Annotated in this window: 21 protein-coding genes; 6 read left to right on the top strand and 15 right to left on the bottom strand. The window is 52.3% G+C overall.

Annotation, left to right across the window (positions count from 1 at the left end):
* Nucleotides 1-9: 9 nt before the first annotated feature.
* From spsC to NK662_RS14795, 4 genes are all read right to left on the bottom strand, one after another.
* A complete protein-coding gene (gene spsC / locus NK662_RS14810) occupies nt 10-507 on the bottom strand; it encodes a stationary phase survival protein SpsC (protein ID WP_497717177.1) in 498 nt (165 codons plus the stop codon).
* A gap of 220 nt (nt 508-727) precedes the next feature.
* Entirely contained in the window at nt 728-1,045 is a 318-nt protein-coding gene (locus NK662_RS14805; RefSeq protein ID WP_254759715.1) for a YuiB family protein, read from the bottom strand.
* A gap of 100 nt (nt 1,046-1,145) precedes the next feature.
* Nucleotides 1,146-1,628 (bottom strand): NUDIX domain-containing protein, encoded by a 483-nt coding sequence (locus NK662_RS14800; protein ID WP_254759744.1) that lies wholly within the window; start codon nt 1,626-1,628, stop codon nt 1,146-1,148.
* An 84-nt stretch (nt 1,629-1,712) separates the two neighbouring features.
* On the bottom strand, nt 1,713-2,918 hold the full coding sequence (locus tag NK662_RS14795; RefSeq protein ID WP_254759714.1) for an NAD(P)/FAD-dependent oxidoreductase: 1,206 nt from the start codon (nt 2,916-2,918) through the stop codon (nt 1,713-1,715).
* A gap of 414 nt (nt 2,919-3,332) precedes the next feature.
* On the opposite strand from NK662_RS14795, the gene NK662_RS14790 reads away from it, so the two are divergent.
* On the top strand, nt 3,333-4,322 hold the full coding sequence (locus tag NK662_RS14790) for an NAD(P)/FAD-dependent oxidoreductase (protein WP_254759713.1): 990 nt from the start codon (nt 3,333-3,335) through the stop codon (nt 4,320-4,322).
* 291 nt (nt 4,323-4,613) lie between these two features.
* Nucleotides 4,614-5,855: an MFS transporter gene (locus tag NK662_RS14785; RefSeq protein ID WP_254759712.1), complete on the top strand. Its 1,242-nt coding sequence runs from the start codon at nt 4,614-4,616 to the stop codon at nt 5,853-5,855.
* 73 nt (nt 5,856-5,928) lie between these two features.
* Here NK662_RS14785 and NK662_RS14780 read toward each other — a convergent pair whose 3' ends face one another.
* The 4 genes from NK662_RS14780 to NK662_RS14765 form a co-directional block, all read right to left on the bottom strand.
* A complete protein-coding gene (locus tag NK662_RS14780) occupies nt 5,929-7,218 on the bottom strand; it encodes an ATP-binding protein (protein WP_254759711.1) in 1,290 nt (429 codons plus the stop codon).
* A 250-nt stretch (nt 7,219-7,468) separates the two neighbouring features.
* Nucleotides 7,469-7,822 (bottom strand): HesB/IscA family protein, encoded by a 354-nt coding sequence (locus tag NK662_RS14775; RefSeq protein ID WP_254759710.1) that lies wholly within the window; start codon nt 7,820-7,822, stop codon nt 7,469-7,471.
* Nucleotides 7,823-7,883: 61 nt separating this feature from the next.
* Entirely contained in the window at nt 7,884-8,738 is an 855-nt protein-coding gene (gene dapF, locus NK662_RS14770; RefSeq protein WP_254759709.1) for a diaminopimelate epimerase, read from the bottom strand.
* A gap of 165 nt (nt 8,739-8,903) precedes the next feature.
* Entirely contained in the window at nt 8,904-9,143 is a 240-nt protein-coding gene (locus tag NK662_RS14765) for a YuzB family protein (RefSeq protein WP_254759743.1), read from the bottom strand.
* Nucleotides 9,144-9,353: 210 nt separating this feature from the next.
* Here NK662_RS14765 and NK662_RS14760 point away from each other — a divergent pair, with 210 nt between their 5' ends.
* The 3 genes from NK662_RS14760 to NK662_RS14750 all read left to right on the top strand — a co-directional run bounded on the left by NK662_RS14760 (nt 9,354) and on the right by NK662_RS14750 (nt 12,230).
* Complete coding sequence (locus NK662_RS14760; protein ID WP_254759708.1) at nt 9,354-10,424, top strand: NAD(P)/FAD-dependent oxidoreductase; 1,071 nt, start codon at nt 9,354-9,356, stop codon at nt 10,422-10,424.
* A gap of 103 nt (nt 10,425-10,527) precedes the next feature.
* Nucleotides 10,528-11,181, top strand: coding sequence for an MtnX-like HAD-IB family phosphatase (locus NK662_RS14755; RefSeq protein ID WP_254759707.1), 654 nt, complete (start codon nt 10,528-10,530; stop codon nt 11,179-11,181).
* The gene (locus NK662_RS14750; protein ID WP_254759706.1) at nt 11,178-12,230 is read left to right on the top strand and encodes an iron-containing alcohol dehydrogenase family protein; all 1,053 of its coding nucleotides are present in this window, start codon (nt 11,178-11,180) and stop codon (nt 12,228-12,230) included. The genes NK662_RS14755 and NK662_RS14750 overlap by 4 nt, the downstream gene beginning before the upstream one ends.
* Before the next feature lie 77 nt (nt 12,231-12,307).
* On the opposite strand, the gene NK662_RS14745 is transcribed toward NK662_RS14750, so the two are convergent.
* From NK662_RS14745 to NK662_RS14720, 6 genes are all read right to left on the bottom strand, one after another.
* A complete protein-coding gene (locus NK662_RS14745; RefSeq protein WP_254759705.1) occupies nt 12,308-12,691 on the bottom strand; it encodes a RidA family protein in 384 nt (127 codons plus the stop codon).
* 69 nt (nt 12,692-12,760) lie between these two features.
* Nucleotides 12,761-12,985 carry a hypothetical protein gene (locus NK662_RS14740; RefSeq protein WP_254759704.1) on the bottom strand — a complete coding sequence of 75 codons (225 nt, stop codon included), beginning with the start codon at nt 12,983-12,985 and terminating at the stop codon, nt 12,761-12,763.
* A 68-nt stretch (nt 12,986-13,053) separates the two neighbouring features.
* On the bottom strand, nt 13,054-15,360 hold the full coding sequence (locus NK662_RS14735) for a transglutaminase TgpA family protein (protein WP_254759703.1): 2,307 nt from the start codon (nt 15,358-15,360) through the stop codon (nt 13,054-13,056).
* Nucleotides 15,357-16,559 carry a DUF58 domain-containing protein gene (locus NK662_RS14730; RefSeq protein ID WP_254759702.1) on the bottom strand — a complete coding sequence of 401 codons (1,203 nt, stop codon included), beginning with the start codon at nt 16,557-16,559 and terminating at the stop codon, nt 15,357-15,359. Before NK662_RS14730 ends, NK662_RS14735 begins: the two co-directional genes overlap by 4 nt.
* Nucleotides 16,556-17,518, bottom strand: coding sequence for an AAA family ATPase (locus NK662_RS14725; RefSeq protein WP_254759701.1), 963 nt, complete (start codon nt 17,516-17,518; stop codon nt 16,556-16,558). Before NK662_RS14725 ends, NK662_RS14730 begins: the two co-directional genes overlap by 4 nt.
* 212 nt (nt 17,519-17,730) lie before the next feature.
* Nucleotides 17,731-18,033, bottom strand: a complete 303-nt coding sequence (locus NK662_RS14720) for a YuzD family protein (protein ID WP_254759700.1) — start codon at nt 18,031-18,033, stop codon at nt 17,731-17,733.
* Nucleotides 18,034-18,158: 125 nt separating this feature from the next.
* Here NK662_RS14720 and NK662_RS14715 point away from each other — a divergent pair, with 125 nt between their 5' ends.
* Nucleotides 18,159-18,392 (top strand): NifU family protein, encoded by a 234-nt coding sequence (locus NK662_RS14715; RefSeq protein WP_254759699.1) that lies wholly within the window; start codon nt 18,159-18,161, stop codon nt 18,390-18,392.
* Nucleotides 18,393-18,440: 48 nt separating this feature from the next.
* Here the strand turns inward: NK662_RS14715 and yutH are convergent, their stop codons facing one another.
* Complete coding sequence (yutH, locus tag NK662_RS14710) at nt 18,441-19,439, bottom strand: spore coat putative kinase YutH (protein WP_254759698.1); 999 nt, start codon at nt 19,437-19,439, stop codon at nt 18,441-18,443.
* Nucleotides 19,440-19,539 lie beyond the last annotated feature (100 nt).

Below are 19,539 nucleotides of genomic sequence, written 5' to 3'. Positions count from 1 at the left end.
TCAGACCCCTTACTTCGCCAAATACTGCTGGCGGAATACCTGCATCGTTTTATCTTCATTGAGCGCCGTCAATTCCTCTTCCGTCAATTTGCCGTCGCCGCGTCTGACAACATACACCTTCAGCTCGCGCTTGCCCCATTGCCTGTACACATCGCTTACCGTATTAAAGTACAAATCAATGGTATGGCCTTTGATGGCGCCGCCTTTATCAGCGACAACTCCATAGCCGTAATTGGGAATGAACAGAATGGTTCCTATAGGGAACACAGACAAGTCGGCGGCTATGGTAGAGTATAAGTCCCGCTTGACGCGCACGCCGGAGTAAGTGATGCCGTAGGATGGGTGGCCCTGTTCTTTCCCTGTAGATTCCACGCCGGCCGTATAGCCTGTCGCCGTGACCGTAATGGCGTCATAGCTGGACCAGTCCTTTTGCTCCAATGTTCTCACGCTTGTTTGTTCGGCCAGCGCAATCGTCGCTGCCGCCGGGCTTTGCTTATGCCGGCTCATGATGTCCGCTGCAGTGACGCCAGAAAAAGCCTGCAGGGTTGCAAGCAAAGCCAGCGCAAATAAACCTGTCATCAATAATCGAATGCTGTATCGCTTTATCCTGATCATATCGATTTTCAACACTCCTTCAAGGTTAGTGTTAACCAGAAGGAGTATGGTCTATGCATGAAGCTTTGCAAACATGCGCAAAAAAGAGCTGCCCCCGAAAGGACAGCTCCGCTTAAAACATTTGATAGCCGCGCTGGCGCAGCGTCTTAATAATTACACCGGACATCACAGCACCGAGCAGCCCCGTCGTCAAAATGATGACATCTGCCTTTCCCAACGCAAAAAAATGCGTCTTTAAGGCCGTGAAGGCTGCTGCTGGCTGGCTGAAATACTCCCATGTGCTGATTTTATCAATAATAAAGACACAGATGAGCGGATAGACCACCACCATGACCCAAGTCGCGCGCAAAATCATATTCAGCAAAAAGCCAATCCCAAAAAACAATACAAAAAATAACAACATGGAAATAAGCAGCACTGGAATGCTCATATTCGTTTCTCCCCTTCAGAAATGCTGATGCGGCACAGGCCGCTCCCCGTTTGCGAAATCATCTGAATTTTCTTCTTCTAGTGTACTGCCTGACCGGTGCCTACGGCAAGAATAAATGATATGCTGTATAGCCGAAATGATCCCCTGGGTTCACCCTATCGTCAAGGCGCAGCCTTGCCTTTGGCAACGCTTCCACCAGATGGCGGATCAGTACGGACGCATCGCCGTCCCGCAGGATATTCTCCGGATGCAAAAAGCGTGCCTCAAACAGCTCCTTGTCCTGGCAAACGATGTTTTCATGCTTTGCCTGCAGCGCAAACAGAATCATATTGTCACTGATATCCCCGCGGATGACGCCGGAGCGCATACCAAGCATCCCCACAAGCTCCGTCTCAATGCCGGTCTCCTCGAGCACTTCACGCTGTACAGCCTGATCCACCGTCTCGCCGGCATTCACAAATCCGGCCGGCAGCGACCATTTTCCTTTTAAGCCGCCATATTTCTTTTTCACCACAAGCCAGCGCCCGTCTCCGGTTGTCACGAGTCCGCTGACCGCCAGCCACACCTTGCCGCGTTTTTCCATGCACATCCCCCTTGTATGGAAAAACGGAAGCAGCCGCAGCTGCTTCCGCTTCATTTGTATCCAACCAAACCGGTTTTGCTTTTCTTAGAAGAAGTTCAGCTTGCCCTTCTTCAGCACAAGCAGCGGACCGCCAAGCAAGAACAGGTAGCGGTTGTCGATCACCTTCTTCATGAAGGAAGCCTTCCAGCCAAACAACAGCTTGCCGAAGACAATGCCGACTGCATCATCGTGGCCCAGAGAGCACACTGTACCTTTGTTATCAAATGCAAATGGCTCCAGTTCGCCCTTGCCGCGTACAAGCACTGTCAGGTTCTTCGCGATCGTGTAGCCTTCCTGGATGGCAATTTGCGCAGTTGGCGGATATGGACGGCCTTCCGGACCGAATACAAGCGCTGCGTCACCCACCAGGAATACATCATCATGGCCCGGCGCGCGCATGAATTCGTCAACCTTGATACGGCCGCGCATTGCCTCAAACCCGGATTGCTCCACAAGCGCATTGCCGCGTACACCGGCTGCCCAAACTACAGTTGCCGCTTTAATTTCTTCCATCTTGTCATCTTTCGCTACAATCAGACCTTCCGGAGTCGCTTCCTTGATGGCTGTGCCAATGCGGAATTCAACACCCTTCTTCTCCAGATGGCTGACTGCGTACTCAATCAAAGCAGGGTCAAAGCCCGGCAGCGCTGTCGGTGCGGCTTCCACACAGACTATGCGCACTTTTTCACGAGGAAGGTCATATTCTTTTACCAATTCTGGCATACGGTTCACCAGCTCGCCCAAGTACTCGATACCTGTGAAGCCTGCACCGCCAACCACAACTGTCAGCAGCTCATCGCGCTTTTCTGTTGCATAACGCGAGAACATGTATTCCATATGATCACGCAACTGGCGTGCGCTGTTAATGTTGGAAATAGAGAAGGCATGCTCCTTCAAGCCCTTGATGCCGAATGTCTCAGACTCAAATCCAAGACCGATTACAAGGTAATCATATTCCAATTCGCCGTTGCCCAGGACAACGCGCTTTTCTTTGGATCGAATATCCACTACTGTATCTTGCACAAAGTTCACTTTGCTTGTATCAATGACTTCACGGATATTGAGACGTGTCTTGTCATGATGCAATGTGCCGGCAGCATTCTCATGCAGCCATGTGGACTGGTAATGGTAGCTGTTGTTGTTCACCAGCGTAATATCCGCTTCGTTCACAGACAATAGCTTTTGCAGACGTACAGTCGTAATCATACCGCCGTATCCTGCACCTACAATAACGATTCTTGGCTTTCTCACCCTTAATCACAACCCTCTTTATATAATGTTGACTGGGAATAGGAAAAAACGCCTGAAAATCAGCCGTTTCGTTTTTTTGTCGAAACGTAATGAAATCGACATGGTAAAGATAGAAAATTGTAAGAAATTTGTCATAAAAAATTACGATATAACCACTATCCTATATTATTCCTTTTGTAATCATTTTTCAATGGTTTTTGCATAACAAGGGCTTGTTTCGCCTTTGGTCATTATTTTCCGCCATTTCGCTGAATATATAACTGCAAGCTTTCTCTTGTTCAGGTAGAGTTTTCCCTGTTAAATATGGTATCATTTTTCTGGAGACTTGTGACTTTTTATGCAGTATGTCAACGCTTTCAATGGCAGACTGTATAATAGAAGATATTCCATTTTAATGTGGCAGGGGGAGTAGAAATGACAGAACAGACAAACGTATTTGATATCACAATTATCGGCGGCGGGCCGGTCGGCCTCTTTACTGCATTCTATGGCGGCATGAGACAGGCCAGTGTGAAAATAATTGAAAGTCTGCCGCAGCTTGGCGGCCAGCTGTCTGCCCTGTACCCAGAAAAATATATTTATGATGTGGCTGGCTTTCCAAAGGTTCGTGCCCAAGAGCTTGTGGATAATCTGAAGGAACAGATGAGCAAGTTCAGCCCGACCGTTTGCCTGGAGGAATCCGTACAAACCATTGAGAAGCAAGAGGATGGCGTCTTCAAGCTTGTCACAAACAAAGAAATGCACTACTCCAAAACCATCATCATCACTGCCGGCAACGGCGCTTTCCAGCCGCGCCGTCTGGAGCTGGACAGCGCTGTGCAGTACGAAAAGAAAAACCTCCATTACTTTGTGGATGACATGAACAAGTTTGCCGGCAGGAAGGTCGTTGTATTCGGCGGCGGCGACTCCGCTGTGGACTGGACGCTTATGCTGGAGCCGATTGCGGAGAAAGTGACCATTGTACACCGCCGCGACAAGTTCCGTGCACATGAACACAGTGTGGAGCTGCTGACAAACTCCCGGGCTGACATCAAGACACCATATGTACCTGCGGAGCTCATCGGGGATGACAACATCACCCAGGTTGTCATCCAGGATGTGAAGACAGAAGAGACCCTAACACTGGATGTGGACGATGTGATTGTAAACTATGGCTTCGTGTCCTCTCTCGGCCCGATCAAGGATTGGGGCCTGGCCATCGAAAAGAACAATATCGTCGTAAACTCCAAGATGGAAACAAATATTCCCGGCATTTATGCTGCAGGGGACATCTGCACGTATGACGGCAAGGTCAAGCTTATCGCCTGCGGCTTCGGCGAAGCTCCGACAGCGGTGAACAACGCGAAGGCCTACATCGATCCAAAGGCAAAAGTCCAGCCCATGCACAGCTCGAGTATGTTCTAGGAAAAGCGGAGGCAGCCCGTTTAGCCATCCGAAGGAAGGTTCTCCGGCTAAAAAGGCGCTTTTTGCCTTTTTATGCCGGGGGTTCTTCCTGGCAGATGGCTGGCTGCCGCAGCTGGACATGAGGAAAAGCGGAACCGGCTCTTCAGCCCACCGAAGGGAGGTTCCGGCCACTAAGAGGCGCTTTTTGCCTCTTACAGGGCCTTCCTGGCCGGTGCCGCTCAAAAGTCTCTTTCTCTATAAGCCGGCCAACGCCGGCTTATTCCTATATCTTGTTGCAAATGAGGAATTTCAATGGCAGAACGTACACAATTAGAAATACAGACAGCGCCCCTGGGAGCGCTGCTTCGCAATACAGACTTCATCGCGCTGTGGGTGGCCACGCTCTGCTCCAGCTTTGCTCTGGCCTTCTTTAACTTTGCCCAGACGTGGTACATCGTGAAGCAGCTGAATTTGGAAGCCTCTCTCGGCCTTGTCTTTTTGGCCTCCAGTGTGCCGCGCCTCGTATTCATGATTCTTGGCGGCGCCATGGCCGATCGATTTCCGAAGCGTAATATTATGTTCCACACCAACATCATTCGGGCCCTGCTGGTGGCAGCCATCTTAGCCTGGCTGCTCCTTGGCTATGTCAGCCTGCCTGTGCTGACCGTGTTTGCCTTCTTCTTCGGACTGGCAGATGCCTTCTTTTGGTCTGCGGATGGTTCCATTGTGCCGGAGCTGGTGGAAAAGCAGCAGCTGACACAGGCAAACTCCATCACCCAGATGACCAATCAATCCTCGGTCATCCTTGGGCCTGTCTTTGCCGGCATTGCCTTGAAATTCGGCAGCTATGAGACCGTGTTTGCCCTGACCATTGTTTTTCTCCTGATCGCGGCGGTCTTTAACCAGCGGATCCGCAGCCTGTCTGCCGGTGCCGCTGAGGGGAGCAGCATGCTTACATCCATCCGGGAGGGCATTTCCTATGTCAGACAGTCTGTTTTTTTATCGACGCTGCTCATTTGCAGTGCCTTCCTAAATTTCTTTCTGATTGGTCCCATGCAGGTCGGGTTTCCGCTTTTCATTAAGAATGTACTGCATGGCGATTCCCTGCATTTCAGCTACCTGGAGGGCTCGGTTGGGGGCGGCATGGCACTCGGCGCTGTATTGGTCGGAATACTGTCCCTGCAGCGGCGGCGCGGCCTGTTTTGCTTGGTCATGCTGCTGTTATCCGGCATTGCCTTCTTCTTCCTGAACTTCAGCACCGTGCTTTGGCAGGCACTCGCCATCGGGGCGGTCTTTGGCTTTACCCTGGCCATGGCTGTCATTCCGCTGATGGCGGTCATCCAGGCCACCGTCAAAGAGGAAATGATGGGCCGGGTCATGAGCCTGATGATGCTCTCTTCCATGGGGCTGATTCCGGTGTCCTATGCGGGCGTTTCCCTGCTGCTGGCTGCCGGCGCCCCCATTGTGCTGATTATGCGGGCCGGTGCCGCTGCTGTTATCGTTTTTGTTTTGTTTGTGGCGCTGCGCGTTCCGACAGTACGGACCTTTGATTGAACAAAAAAGCCCATCCTGCTTCAGGATGGGCTCTTGCTGTGCTGCAAGGCCATGTTCTCATCGCCTGCATATGTCACTGCTGCGTTGCAGCAGCCTCTGGATAAGCCACTGCGAGCGGGAGTGTGATGCAGAATCTGGTCCCCTTGCCCGGCTCACTCTCCACCTTCATCTTGCCATGCATAGCATCAATAATAGAAAACACCACCATCATGCCAAGGCCGGTACCGCTGTCCTTGGTCGAGAAATAAGGCTCGCCAAGGCGGGCCACCTGCTCCTTTGTCATCCCGATGCCCGTATCCTGAATCAGCACCTGCACATCGCTGTCCTGCTGCAGCGCATGAATTTTCAGCAGGCCGCCCTTTGGCATCGCTTCAATGCAGTTCTTCATGATATTCAAGAAGCATTGCTGCACTCTTTGCTTATCTCCCTGTACAACGGCTGCGGCAGTTTTCATATTGGTTGTAATCTGTACTGTGTTCATATTCGCCAGCGGCTGCACCATCGTTACTGTGTGCAGCAGCTCGTGCACAACATTCAAGTACTGCAGCTTATCCGGCATTGGCTTGGCGAATGCCAGATAATCACTGATGATGCTTTCGGCCCGGTCCAGCTCTGTAATGGAGGTGCGCAGGAACATATGGCGCTTGTCGGCGGCAAAATCGTCATATTGCAGCAGTTGCAGCATGCCTCTTACGACAGTCAGCGGATTTCGCACCTCATGGCTGATGCTTGCCGCCATATGGCTGACAATGGACATTTTCTCCGCGCGGGCAATTTCTGTACGAAGCAGGGAAGACCGGTTCATGGATTCTATCACGTACGTAATGCCGGCTGTGCCCAAGACAGGTATAATCAAGTACCAAAGCCAAATATCCCAGGGCGGTACACTGCGCTGAAACATGAGCCACATTACCACAATCACATTCAACGATGCTGCCAATGCAAGACAAGAGGTGGTCAAAATCCGCTTGTTGGTGTTCATGCTTCTGAAATACGGCAAAATGAGATACAGCCCCGCCACCTGCAAAGCCAGAATGATGAAGGTACTGTATATCCCCTCTCCCCCCTGGATGACCCGGTATGCCATGGTCACGGCTGCCAGCAAAACGGCCGGCACAATTCCTCCGTACAAGCCGCCCAGCATAAGCGGAATCTGCCGGAGATCTAAACGAAATTGCTCATTGAGTGGAATGGAAAAGAACATGCACGCAATAATGCCGAGCATGGAACAAAGGATGAGCACATACAAGCGCTGCCTCTCTGTCCTGGGCTTGCGGTCATGATATAAATATACAAGAAAGAATACGGCAAACACGCAAAGCAGATTAATCAATAAGTCCTCTGCAACTTTTGACAAGTGCACTCTTACCCTCTCCCCCTTGATCCGATCCGGCTTCGCCGGACAAATCTCTTTTTCTATGTGTTATGGGCTCTATGCATGCTGCTAAGACGGCAATGCTTCTCTGCTTTATGTACAATCGAGAAAATTTTACCATATTCCTGCATGACCTGCTTGGTTTTTCTTCCAAAAAACGGTTTCTCCAACGCATTTTCATAAAAAACCCCCTCTTAACAGCACACCTGATCGGTATACCATCAAGAGGGGGATCATGTCAGCACTGCTCTGGCGTGCCGGTATTCGTCGCTGTACGGAAGCTCGAACCGCAGCCGCATGTCGCAATCGCATTCGGGTTTTCAATCGTGAAGCCGCCGCCAAGCATAGATTGCTTATAATCAATGACGACGCCCTTCAGAATTGGCGCGCTTTCCTGGTCCACCAAGAACTTCACGCCATGATGCTCCAGCACTGTGTCGCCCTCGCCAGCCTCCTTGTCAAAGCCCAGGCCGTAGGAAAGACCGCTGCAGCCGCCGCCCTTCACAGCTACACGGACATACTGCTCACCCTCGCCAGCCTGCTCAATCATATCGCGGATTTGGTGGGCTGCCTGCTCAGTTACTACGATCATGTCATTCACTCCCTTCTCTTCTATTATACTGTCTCACTGACAGAATGCTCAAACTGTCTGTTTAATAATAGTATACGCCGGTGCAAATGGTTTCTGCCGGCCCTTTCATCAGGATGCGGTTGTCCCCTGTCCAAGTGATGAACAGGTCGCCCCCCGCCAGATGAACCACAATTTCCTTTTCCTTCTCCAGCCTGCCGTTCAGCACAGCCGCCACCACAGCCGCACACGCTCCTGTGCCGCATGCTTGCGTTACGCCGGAGCCGCGTTCCCATACACGAAAATCCAGCTCCTGCCCGCTTACCACGCTGATGAACTCCACGTTTACGCCCTCAGGGAACATTTCGTGCTTTTCCAATACGGGGCCAAGCGTAGTCAATGGAGCCTGCTCCACATCATCCACAAAGATGACTGCGTGCGGATTGCCCATGGAAACGGCGGTCAGCTCGTATGTCTTGCCTTCATACTCATATTGTTCGCGCGGGAATGCTCCTTCTCCTGCGCCCCGCATGGGAATTTGCTCCCGGGACAAGCGCGGCTCACCCATATCGATGGAAACAAGTGTCACAAGGCCATCTTCCACCGTCACCTCTGCCTGTACCGGACCAGAAATCGTATCAATCGCAAATACAGTATCCGTCACAAGGCCATTTTCATATGCATATTTCGCCACACAGCGCAAGCCGTTTCCACAGCTTTTCGCTTCTGAGCCGTCCTTGTTAAAAATACGCATTTTGACCGGGGCATTCTCTGACGGACAAACCAGAATCATGCCATCAGAACCGATGCCGCGGTTGACATCGGATACCTTGCGCGCCAGTTCCGGGAAATCCTGCTCATTCAGCTGTTCGGCAAACTGGTTCACATAAATATAGTTATTGCCAAGACCATGCATTTTGGTAAAGGTAAATTGACTCATGCGTGTTCACTCCAAGTTTTTTATCTTCTCATGTATAAAAAGGGAAATAGAGGGAATGATAGAGATATCCCCCGTTTCTCATTATATAAAAGAAAAGTCCCTAAGCTTGGGGCTTTTCTTTTTTTATGGCAAAGGCCTTAAAATAAAAGCACTGCTTGGCAGTGCTTAGAACATCGGATTTTCTTCCAAGTATTCATAAATGTTGTCAACCAGCTCGTCCGGTGTGCTGCCTGTTACGATCTCGCCATTGACCATCGCATAGGGCCCTTCATAGCAAATGCCGCAGTAGCCGAGACAGCCATATTCAATCACATCCAGGTTCGGATCCCTTTCAAGCACTTCACGCGCCTTTTGGGAGCCGCTTGCCAGGTTGCTGACACAAAACTCAATGAGTGGCTTAATCACCATGTTTCACCTCGCTACTCCTTACTGTACCCCTTTTCCACATGACCGTCAACCGCCGGAGGCCCGGCATTTCTTCCCCATTTCCTGCAGATACGCATTGTTATTTGTTCACAAATTCGTTATAATTTTTGATGGGTAATGCCATAATGCTTTTCTAATATATAATCTTCCGTTTTGGGGTACAATTTCAAAGCAAAGGGGAAATTCTCCATGAAGCACCTCGTAGTTCTTGGCGGCGGTTATGGCGGTATGCGCGTTCTGCAGCGCCTGCTTCCAAGCAACCAGCTTCCGCCAGACGTTCATGTCACACTGATCGACAAAGTCCCGTATCACTGCTTTAAAACAGAGTATTATGCACTTGTGGCCGGCACCATCTCCGATACGCACGTCCGGCTGCCATTTCCGGAGCATCCTCGTCTCTCTATTAAATATGGTAACATTACCAGCATTAACATTGATGATAAATTCGTAGAGTTAGAGGGAGACGAAAAAATTAACTATGACGATGTGATCATCGGCCTCGGCTGTGTTGATCGTTACCACGGCGTGCCGGGAGCGGCTGAGCATACGTTCAGCCTGCAATCCATTGAGCAGGCCAGACTTACCTATCAGAAGCTGAATGGCTTGAAAACAAACGCAACTGTAGCCGTTGTGGGGGCAGGGCTCAGTGGCGTGGAAGTGGCAAGCGAGCTGCGTGAAAGCCGCCCGGACATGAATGTGCTGCTGTTTGACCGCGGAAGCCGCATTCTTTCCATGTTTCCGGAGCGTCTCAGCTATTATGTGGAAGATTGGTTCACCAAGCACAATGTCACAATTATCAGAAATTCCAATATTACCAAGGTGGAGCCGGGTGTTGTCTACAATCATGACGAAGCAATCCCTTGTGATGCCATCGTTTGGACAGCCGGCATACAGGCAAACCAGCTCGTGCAGCAGCTGCCGGTCGAAAAGGACAACAGCGGCAGGGTGCTTTTAACGAAGTATCATAATATCCCGGGGTATGAGAACGCTTACGTTGTCGGTGACTGTGCCAGCCTGCCGCATGCACCATCCGCCCAGCTGGCAGAAGGCCAGGCGGAGCAAATTGTCTCCATCCTGCTGAAGCGCTGGAACAATGAGGCGCTGCCGGAGGAGCTGCCGACGATCAAGCTGAAGGGCGTGCTCGGTTCCCTTGGCAAAAAGCACGGCTTCGGCCTGCTCGCCAATCAGCCGCTTATGGGCCGGGTGCCGCGCCTGTTGAAATCGGGTATTTTATGGATGTACAAACATCATAACGGATAAACCATCCAGGCTGACTTCTAAGAGGAACACATCCCTTTTGGAAGCCGGCCTCTTTTTCTTTCCTTTGGGGAAGCTACATAAAAAGATACTGGAGGAGATTTCTTTGAAAAAATGGGCATTTGTTTCCGACTTTGATGGCACGATTTCAAAAGAGGACTTCTATATGATTATGATGGATAAGTATGTGCCGGAGGGGAGAAAGCTGTTCACGCAGTGGAAAGCCGGCGAACTGAAGGATATTGATTTTCTAAGCACCATCTTCCGTTCCATCAATCAAGAGGAGGAGCAAATCATTCAGGACACGCTCGAAATCCCGATTGATGAGTATGTGCCGGAGTTCATTCGGCATGTACAAGCAAACGGCGGTGACTTCTATATCCTGAGTGCCGGCACAGATTACTACATTCACCATATCCTCGAGAAATACGGCATGGAAGGTGTGCACGTCTTCTCCAATGAAGGCGTGTACCGGGAAAAAGGGGTGCATTTGAACATTGACCAAAACGGATGGCATTACTCCGAGCGATATGGAATTGATAAATCGAAGGTCATTCAGCATTTGAAGAAGCAATACGAGGCCATTTATTTTGCAGGAGACAGCGAGCCTGACTCCCATCCGGCCGTTCATGCCGATATTACCTTCGCGAAAAGCGCCCTGCAGGATTTGCTGCGGGAACAAGGCGTGCCGTTTGTACCCGTGGATCATTTCCGCCAAATCGAGGCTTATCTTACAGAAAAGGGAGTCATGAAGAAATGAAGGGCTTCGTCACGAACATTTCAATCCCGGCCATTTTGGAAATCAGCAACGGCGCTGCCTTTTCACTTGACCGCCTGTTGCGGCAGCATGGCTTTGGCAATGCGCTCTTTCTGTTTGATGAATTCACCTATCAGCACCATCATGAGGACATGCTGAAGTCCATCGCATCTGCAGAAGTGGAAACGCTCCTGCTGCCTGATGATTCAGACATTCAGGACCTGATTCAGAAGGCTTTTGAGCTGAAGCAGTTTGATGTGGTCATCGCCATGGGCGGCGGCAAGGTCATCGATTTCGGAAAATATATGGCCTTTGTCCGCCGCAGCCCGTTCCTCAGCATCCCAACGTCGGCTTCCAATGATGGATTTGCCAGCAGCAATTGCTCCCTCCTTATCGCCGGCAAGAAAACCACTGTGCCGGCCAAGGTTCCCTATGGCATCATTGCGGATTTGGATATCATCCAACACGTGCCGGACCGTTTCATTCTGGCCGGCATCGGCGATTTAATGTCCAATATCACCGCACTGGTGGATTGGGAGTTTGAGGAGCGGCATGGCGCCGGCGCAGTGAACCATTTTGCCCATATGCTGAGCAAGAAGGCGGTGAACAGCTTCATCCGGACACCCATGACAGACCTCCGCAGCCCGATTCTGTTAAAGGAGCTGATCAGCTCTCTCACCATGGGCGGCATCGCTGCTGTCATCAGCGGCAACAGCTCGCCGATCAGCGGTGCGGAGCATCTGATCTCGCATGCTCTCGATAAGATTGCAGAGAAGCCGGTCATGCACGGCATGCAGGTCGGCGTGGCCACCTATCTGATGGCCCGGGTGCAGGAGCATCGGGTGGAGCGCATGGTAAAGGTGTTCACCCGAACCGGCTTCTTTGCGTACGCGAAGGAATTGGGCCTGAAGAAGGCAGAGCTCCGGCAGGCCATTGAAATGGCACCAAGCATCAAGCCAAACCGTTATACCTATCTGCATGACGAAGGCTATCGGCAGAAGGCGCTGCAGCTGTTGGAGGAAGACAGTGTGCTGCAGGAGCTCCTGACGTAGGTTCTTTGCCTCACGTAAAAAACCAGCTTGGTTGGCTGGTTTTTTGCGTATCTGGCGTCTGCCCTATATCCATCCTGTTATCTGGCCGCCCACGCTTCCACTTCCACCTTCAGGTCCGGTCTTACTAGCGCCTGCACATAGGCAAGCATTGTCGCCGGCGGGTCCCCCTGATGAAATGCATCCCAGATTTCCACGAATTGCTCCCTCTTGATTTGCTCCGTAAACCAAATGTTCACTTTACATACGTGCTTGGGGCTCATACCTTCACTTGCCAGGAGCGCCTTTACATTTTCCAATGCATAGGCAAACTGTGTTTCCACATCTCCCGGCACATTTCCCTGCCGGTCGCAGCCGATTTGGCCGGACAGCACAACAAGCTCTGCCCCCCGCGGGACTACAGCTACGTGATGATAGCTGCCAATGGGCGGTGCCACTGCTTCCGGATTCCCTTTTTGAATCATGCGTCTCTTCCCCCTTTAGCACCAGTATAAGTAGAGGCCTTCTCCCGGCAGATTGAGAAGACCTCTCTCCTATCTTTCTTGATACACGTATATTCTCTCTGCGATCAAGCCGGCCAACACGCCAATCACCGCCGGCGCCAGCGAGCCGGTATGCACATAAAAGCCTGTTTTCTGATCCATGTATTCATGACGATACATCAGCCATTGAATCGTGAATGCATGCCCGGCTGCGTAGAGCAGCGCCGTGGTGCATATAAAGGTCCAAAAGGAGATCCATCGGGCTCTCTTTCTCATCTAACCACCTCTTCCCACATGCCTCCACTACGATTCTATCAGAAAAAGCGGTGATTCAGAACCTTCCATCAGCCGGCCTTCGGGCGGGATGCCCGCCGCATCATCCGCTTCCAGGGCGTTGCAGCCCCTGTCCATGCAACATGTCCTTGGCTGTACAGCACCTGCTCATAGCATTGTGTCAACTCCTGCATATCAGTCGTTCCATACTGCTTATCAACCTCCGCCGCATATTCCCGCAGCGTTTGCCCTTCCTGCCGCTTCAGCCCGGCGCGCGCCAGCTGCCAAAGCAACGCCTGATAGGCCTTGGGATAGGTCCGTGTGCTGCTGCGGCCCCAATACCAAAGCAGCAGCAGCCAGCTCAGCCATGCGAGTCTCGTCCGCCACAGCCCATATGCAAGGAGCGCCGCCCCTGTCCAAAGCAGCAGCAATAGCCTCCAGGAAAGCTTGCCATTGCCCGTTATTTTTGTTGACTTGGCAGCCGTGCCTTCTCCCATCAGCTCTTTCTCCGCCATGCTTTTTCTTTGCTGCTGTGCCTGTTGGACACTTGCCGGCGCTGCAGCAGGGCTGCTTGCTGTCTCGCCTGCCTTTGTTTCATTCACAAAGTCTGCCGGATTGGCAAAGCCCTTTGTCGGTTCAAACGGCACCCAGCCGTATTCCGGAAAATAGACCTCCACCCAGGAATGGGCATTGTTATTGGTCACCTTGTACTGCTGCTCCCCGGTTTCCGCATCCATTCCGACAAAGTCTCCCTCTGTATAGCCCTTGACCCAGCGGGACGGGATGCCGAGCGAGCGCAGCATCACGACCATCGAGGTCGAGAAGTTGTTGCAATAGCCCTTTTTGGTATCAAAGAGGAACTGGTCCACATAGTCTTGGTCTTCGCCCGGGGTGGCCACGTCCGTTTTTTCGTACGTAAAATTGGCGCCGCGCAAATACTCCTCAATGGCTACGGCCTTGTCGTAGCGGTTTGTTTTTTCCTTTGTGACGGAAGCAGCCAAATCATATACGCGCTGCGGCAGATTGGCTGGCAGCTGTGTATATTGATAGAAGAGGTAAGGAGGCAGCATCACCTTCTGTTTGCCGTCCCGCAAAGCCTGCTGTACCTCTGCCGGCATCCACTCAGGCGGATTTTGCCGGAGGGATTGCTGGATTTCATTCGGCAGGCTTGACAGCAGCTCAGGCGTTTCCAAACCCGTTCCTTCCTTCGCTGCCCGCAGCTGTTCAATTAAAAAGGTCGGCGACCGATAGGCAACCTTATAGTTCTCCAGCCCGCCTCCGCCCTTTACAAGTGCGGTAATTTTCTCTGTTTCATAGTTCAGGTAGTAATTTACACCGTCGGTCTGCTCCAGCGACGACAGGCCGGCCGGATACATAAGCGGCAGTCTCCGCCCTCCCTTTGTCCGGGAAATGCTGGCTTCCGCCGTTTCTACCTTCGTCTTTGGCTCATAAGCAAGCAGCGGCGGTTCTCCCTGCAGCGGAAGCCCTACATACTGCTCCAGAGCTTCTGATCTCCACCCTTTTCCTGTGTAGACACTTTTCACTTCCATCCGCCAATATTGGATTTTCTTGCCCTTTGTCGTAAATACAACGGCATCATCACCCTGAAACGGCCCGCCCAGCCTGGAGTCATCCGTACTGTAGCCCACCTTGCCCGTGCCGGGGCCATCCTTGCTTTCTTCCTTGTCCTCCGCCTTTATTTTCAGCAGAAACGGCACCGGGTCCGGCCATTGCGGCTGCAGCTTCGGGGCAGCATAAGCTCCGGCTGCCACTGTGCCGACGACAAGGGAGAACGGCACCGCCATTTTCCACAGGATGTTCCATTGCCGCTCCCCCTCGAGCAGCCGGGTAATCTGCATAAGACCCATCACCAGGAAGCCGGCAATGACAAGACGAAGAATGGCTCCTTTGCCCATATAAGCTGTGAAGGTATCCAGCCATGCCACATATATGATGGTAAGCAGCAGGAACGGCAGCACCTGCCGTCTCCGCAGCATGCCCCAGTAAAAGAGCCAGGTTACGGCCCACAGCAGGAAGAAGAAGAAAAAGGTCTGTGCCATGACAGAGCTCTCCTGCCATCTTCCCTTCAGCAGCACTCCCATTCCCTTGCTCAGGTCGGCGATGAAGCTGATCAGCCATGGCCGGCCTGTCCCATCATAAGCAGTTGCATATTCTGTATGCGTCAGCAGCAGGATCGCTGCGACTTTGACCGGCCCAGCCAGATACCAGCGCACGCGCAGGGTGTACATCCCAAAGCAAAGCGCCATAAAGACGATGAAAATCCAAAGCGCCGTGACTCCGGCAATTTCAGGCAGCGGCCGGAGCCACTCCCATAACAGCAGCAGCCCGAAGGCATATAACCAAAGGTCTTTCTTCATCGGCCCACCTCCGAAAACGCGCGGTGATATTGTCCTTCATGAACAGCCTTCACGAAGATGCCGCGCTGCTTCAATGCTTCCAGGATGGCATGCTCAGCGCCGCTTAATTGCCCCGTTTTGTCTTTCACAACAAAAACAAGGACAAAGCCGTGACTGCCCAGCCGCTCGGCTGCTTGCTGAATATCCGGTGACAGCCTGCTTGTGGCGATCATGCAGGTCACCTGCCGGGGCAGCTTCCGCAGCTCGGCGCTGCTTGTTTGGGCAAAGGAAAAAGGACTGTCATCCCGCACCTTGGCAAGATGGTACAGAATGTCCTGCTGCTGCCGCTCTCCCGGCCGCAGGGGCAGCACGGTCCGCTCCCGGCCGCTTGAGACAAAAGCAAGCTGCGATCCCTTTCGCAGCACAGCACGCGCCAAGGAAGCCGCGAAGGTGACAAGCTGTTCAAACTGCGGCGAGGCGGCCCTGTCCATGAACAGCACCACATCATGGCTTTGCTGCTGCTCAAATTCCTTCGTCATCAGCCGGCTGCGGCGTGCTGATGACTTCCAATCAATCCAGGAAAAACGGTCGCCCGGCTTATACTCCCGCACTCCCGCCGTTACCGCTGTATCGCGTTCTATATGAATCGTGGATGCTGTTGTTCCCTGCTCAAAGCGTGTCTCAAATTGCCGGTACACCATGTCCACATATTGCGGATATACGAGGAAGCGGTCATACACCTCGTACTCCTTCTCCAGCGACACGAAGCCGAAAAAGTCGCCGGTCCGCAGCTTGACTGTCTTCAAAACATGCTCACCGCGCGGTATGGAGGGCAGCTGATAGGAAATTTCAATCCGGCGCTTCCACCACGGAAACAGCAACACCTTCACTGTCTCCTGCCGCATGCTGTCCGGCAGAACATCCTCCGCAGCCAAGTACAGCAACGGCAGCCAGCTGTTGCGTTCGATTGTAATGGTGGCGGTGAACGGCTCGCCCGCCCCATATTCCTTCTGATTTGTCGTCCGGGTGATGCTGGCAATCCGCAGCCCCTGCAGCGGGAGCAGAATTGCATACAGCCCAAACGGGAGAAAGCTGTAAAACAAGAACCAGCTTACGAAACCGCCTTGAAACATGGCAAATATAAATGTCGTCAACAGGAAGCCGGGTGCAAGCAGACGCCGGCCTGTGTGCCGCAATCTTGCCCTCAGCGCCCGCATCATGCGTTCAACGGCCTTTGCACCGGCACCGGCGTCCGGGCCAGAATTTTATGAACGACACCCTCTGCCGTCACACCTTCAAATTTCGCTTCCATATTTAAAATAAGGCGGTGCGCCAGCACGGGCGGCGCCAAAGTCTTCACATCATCCGGAATGACATAATCACGATTGTGGATGAGGGCATATGCCTGTGCAGCCTTCATCAGCGCAATGGAAGCACGCGGGCTTGCCCCCAGATGCACTGAATTGTAGGAGCGTGTCTGATTGACGATATTGACGATGTAATGCTTAATGCCTTTTTCCATATACACCCGGCGTGCTTCCTCCTGCAGCGCCACCAGCTCGTCCACAGTGATGACCGGCTCCAGCTGCGCAATCGGTTTTCCTGCCTGGGCGCGGTTCAGCACTTCAAACTCCTCCTCAGCTGTCGGATATCCCATTTTCAGCTTCATGAGGAAGCGGTCCAGCTGGGCCTCCGGCAGCGGATAGGTGCCTTCGTACTCAATCGGGTTTTGCGTGGCCATGACCAAGAACGGGCGCGGCAGCTGCATTGTATTGCCGTCAATGGTCAGACTGCCTTCCTCCATGCCTTCGAGCAAAGCAGACTGTGTCTTTGGCGATGTCCGGTTGATTTCATCGGCAAGCACAATGTGGCTCATGATCGGGCCGGCGCGGAACTCAAACTGCAGCTCCTTCGGGTTATAGATGGACACGCCTGTGACATCGGACGGCAGCAGATCCGGCGTAAACTGAATACGCTTAAAGTCAGCGCTGATGGACTTCGCCAATGCCCGCACCATCATCGTTTTGCCGACACCCGGCACATCCTCCAGCAGCACATGCCCCTCTGCCAACAGCGCCACCAGCGTCATTACGGCAGCTTCGCGCTTCCCGATGATTACCTTTTCCATATTTTCAACGACCTTCCCCAGCATGGGGTGCATCGCGTTCATCTGTATCATTCGTTCTCCTCCTGCTTCTCCTGCAATATCGTTGCCTTCTCGCATTGCGGCAAAATTGCGAATTATCCACGCAAAATCCTTTCTGTATCTACCATCATACTATATGTTCGCGTTTTTTTCCCAAATTCCTGTCAAATCCATCTTGGCAACATGTGCTTGTCCAATGGACGCCGCTCTTTCCCCACAAAAAAAGAAGGAGCCCCGCTCCTTCCTCACAGCACCTTCTCAATCTCCCGGTACACATCCTGCAGCCGGATGATCCCCTCCGCTGCAATCTCCCCATTGACGAGCACCACCGGATAAAATAAATCCTCTTCCACCACACGCTCGGCAAATGCCTGCTTGTCCGCATCCTCCTGCGGCTCAAAAATATCCACGTACTCATACGTGAACGCCTGCTCCGGATATTTTCTGCCGATGGCCGCCTGCAGCCATTCGAAGGTCTCAATGGAAGACGGCGCGCCCACACAGCTCGCGCAGAGCACCTTCGCCCCGTATACACTAATTTTTGCCATAATCTGCCCCCTTGTCTGTCAAGCCGCACCAGCCTTGGGTTTCCCCCCAATATATTTCGGTACGCAAGAATAGATTTTTCTTCTCTTCCTGATTATAATAAAACTGAAGAAAGGAGTCGATTCTGATGGAAAACAACATGTTTGAAGAAGTACAAGAAGTATTAGATAAATTGCGTCCCTTCCTGCTGCGCGACGGCGGCGACGTGGAACTGGTTGACATTGAAGATGGCATTGTAAAGCTGCGCCTGATGGGTGCATGCGGCAGCTGCCCGAGCTCTACGATCACGCTGAAGGCCGGCATCGAGCGCGCTCTGCTTGAAGAAGTGCCTGGCGTTGTAGAAGTAGAACAAGTGTTCTGATAGATTGAGACCTGCATTTGCAGGTCTCTTTTTGTTTTTGGCGAATTGTTACTTAAGCCAATCTACTTCCCGGATGCCCAGCCGCTGCGCCGGCAGGCCGATGGCATCATAGAAGCTGCCGAGGAAGCGGCGGTGCTGCTGATACCGGTCCAAAAACGATTCCAGCCGGTCCTGGTACGCCTCGCGCAGCGCGTCACTGCCAGACAGGTAATAGCGCTCCACTGTTTCAAAATAGTGCAGCGGAAACAGCAGGCGGGCATACAGCAGGCGCCAGCCAAACGCAGAAAGCGGATTGATCTTTTCATAGTTCTGCAAAAATGCCAGGATGCTTTCCGACGCGTCATCTCCCTGTTCAAAATATACATGCCGGATCCATTCGGCCATGTCCCGGCTTGGATGGTCGTAAATCCATTCTGTCGGGATTTTCAGTCGCTTTGTATGGGTCAGGGTCAACGGCGTAAAGCGTTGGTAGCAGATGGTGCCCGCATCGGCTAGCTGCGGTTCGTCATCAATTTCTGTATCTACTACATATTGAATCGCATTTTCTGCCATACCAAGGTAGTAGGGAAACGATTCAATAAACAGCTTCTCGAATTGATTGGAGGGATGGCTGGCCACCTTGCTCTGCCAGAAACGCTCCAGCTGGTCGAGCCGCTTCTCCCACAGCTCCCGCCACTCGCCGATGCGCCTGAGTTCACTGATTTCACTTGGGTACATGCGGCCGCGGCTGTGGAACAGCGCCAGCTCGCTTCCCTCGTCAATTTGCCGGTCCGCCTGGCGCGTGCCGCGCAGCAGACAGTAATTCTTTTCCTGAATCGTGCTGACATAATAGCCCTGCAGTGTCGGGACGAATGCAGCGACATTGGTGTCGCCCTGTTCGAGCATGAAGTCGCTTAAGTGCTTCATTTCAACAAGCTCTTCCTCCTGGAATTGGCCCACCGGCACAAGCACGTAAATTTTATTGCGGATCCAGAAGGTTTGGTAGCTTCCGAGCGGGGACAGTTCACTTGGCTGTATGCCATACTGTTCAAACAGTTCATGTATCATGTTTTCGCCACCTGCAGTTTTTAGTACATATATATGAGCGGAGGTCTTGCCTTAATCGCATTTTCAATCAGCCGCACCCTCACATAATACACAAGCTTCA

The sequence above is a fragment of the Ectobacillus ponti genome (assembly GCF_024294785.1).
GTDB classification, from domain to species: Bacteria; Bacillota; Bacilli; order Bacillales; family Bacillaceae_G; genus Ectobacillus; species Ectobacillus ponti.
This window is presented reverse-complemented; position numbering and strand designations above follow the sequence as displayed.

Excerpts from the sequence above, each read along its gene's own strand:
- spsC (WP_497717177.1), bottom strand. The coding sequence starts at position 507 with ATGAGCCGGCATAAGCAAAGCCCGGCGGCAGCGACGATTGCGCTGGCC.
- NK662_RS14805 (WP_254759715.1), bottom strand. The coding sequence starts at position 1,045 with ATGAGCATTCCAGTGCTGCTTATTTCCATGTTGTTATTTTTTGTATTG.
- NK662_RS14800 (WP_254759744.1), bottom strand. The coding sequence starts at position 1,628 with ATGGAAAAACGCGGCAAGGTGTGGCTGGCGGTCAGCGGACTCGTGACA.
- NK662_RS14790 (WP_254759713.1), top strand. The coding sequence starts at position 3,333 with ATGACAGAACAGACAAACGTATTTGATATCACAATTATCGGCGGCGGG.
- NK662_RS14785 (WP_254759712.1), top strand. The coding sequence starts at position 4,614 with ATGGCAGAACGTACACAATTAGAAATACAGACAGCGCCCCTGGGAGCG.
- NK662_RS14775 (WP_254759710.1), bottom strand. The coding sequence starts at position 7,822 with ATGATCGTAGTAACTGAGCAGGCAGCCCACCAAATCCGCGATATGATT.
- dapF (WP_254759709.1), bottom strand. The coding sequence starts at position 8,738 with ATGAGTCAATTTACCTTTACCAAAATGCATGGTCTTGGCAATAACTAT.
- NK662_RS14760 (WP_254759708.1), top strand. The coding sequence starts at position 9,354 with ATGAAGCACCTCGTAGTTCTTGGCGGCGGTTATGGCGGTATGCGCGTT.
- NK662_RS14750 (WP_254759706.1), top strand. The coding sequence starts at position 11,178 with ATGAAGGGCTTCGTCACGAACATTTCAATCCCGGCCATTTTGGAAATC.
- NK662_RS14745 (WP_254759705.1), bottom strand. The coding sequence starts at position 12,691 with ATGATTCAAAAAGGGAATCCGGAAGCAGTGGCACCGCCCATTGGCAGC.
- NK662_RS14740 (WP_254759704.1), bottom strand. The coding sequence starts at position 12,985 with ATGAGAAAGAGAGCCCGATGGATCTCCTTTTGGACCTTTATATGCACC.
- NK662_RS14735 (WP_254759703.1), bottom strand. The coding sequence starts at position 15,360 with ATGAAGAAAGACCTTTGGTTATATGCCTTCGGGCTGCTGCTGTTATGG.
- NK662_RS14730 (WP_254759702.1), bottom strand. The coding sequence starts at position 16,559 with ATGATGCGGGCGCTGAGGGCAAGATTGCGGCACACAGGCCGGCGTCTG.
- NK662_RS14725 (WP_254759701.1), bottom strand. The coding sequence starts at position 17,518 with ATGATACAGATGAACGCGATGCACCCCATGCTGGGGAAGGTCGTTGAA.
- NK662_RS14720 (WP_254759700.1), bottom strand. The coding sequence starts at position 18,033 with ATGGCAAAAATTAGTGTATACGGGGCGAAGGTGCTCTGCGCGAGCTGT.
- NK662_RS14715 (WP_254759699.1), top strand. The coding sequence starts at position 18,159 with ATGGAAAACAACATGTTTGAAGAAGTACAAGAAGTATTAGATAAATTG.
- yutH (WP_254759698.1), bottom strand. The coding sequence starts at position 19,439 with ATGATACATGAACTGTTTGAACAGTATGGCATACAGCCAAGTGAACTG.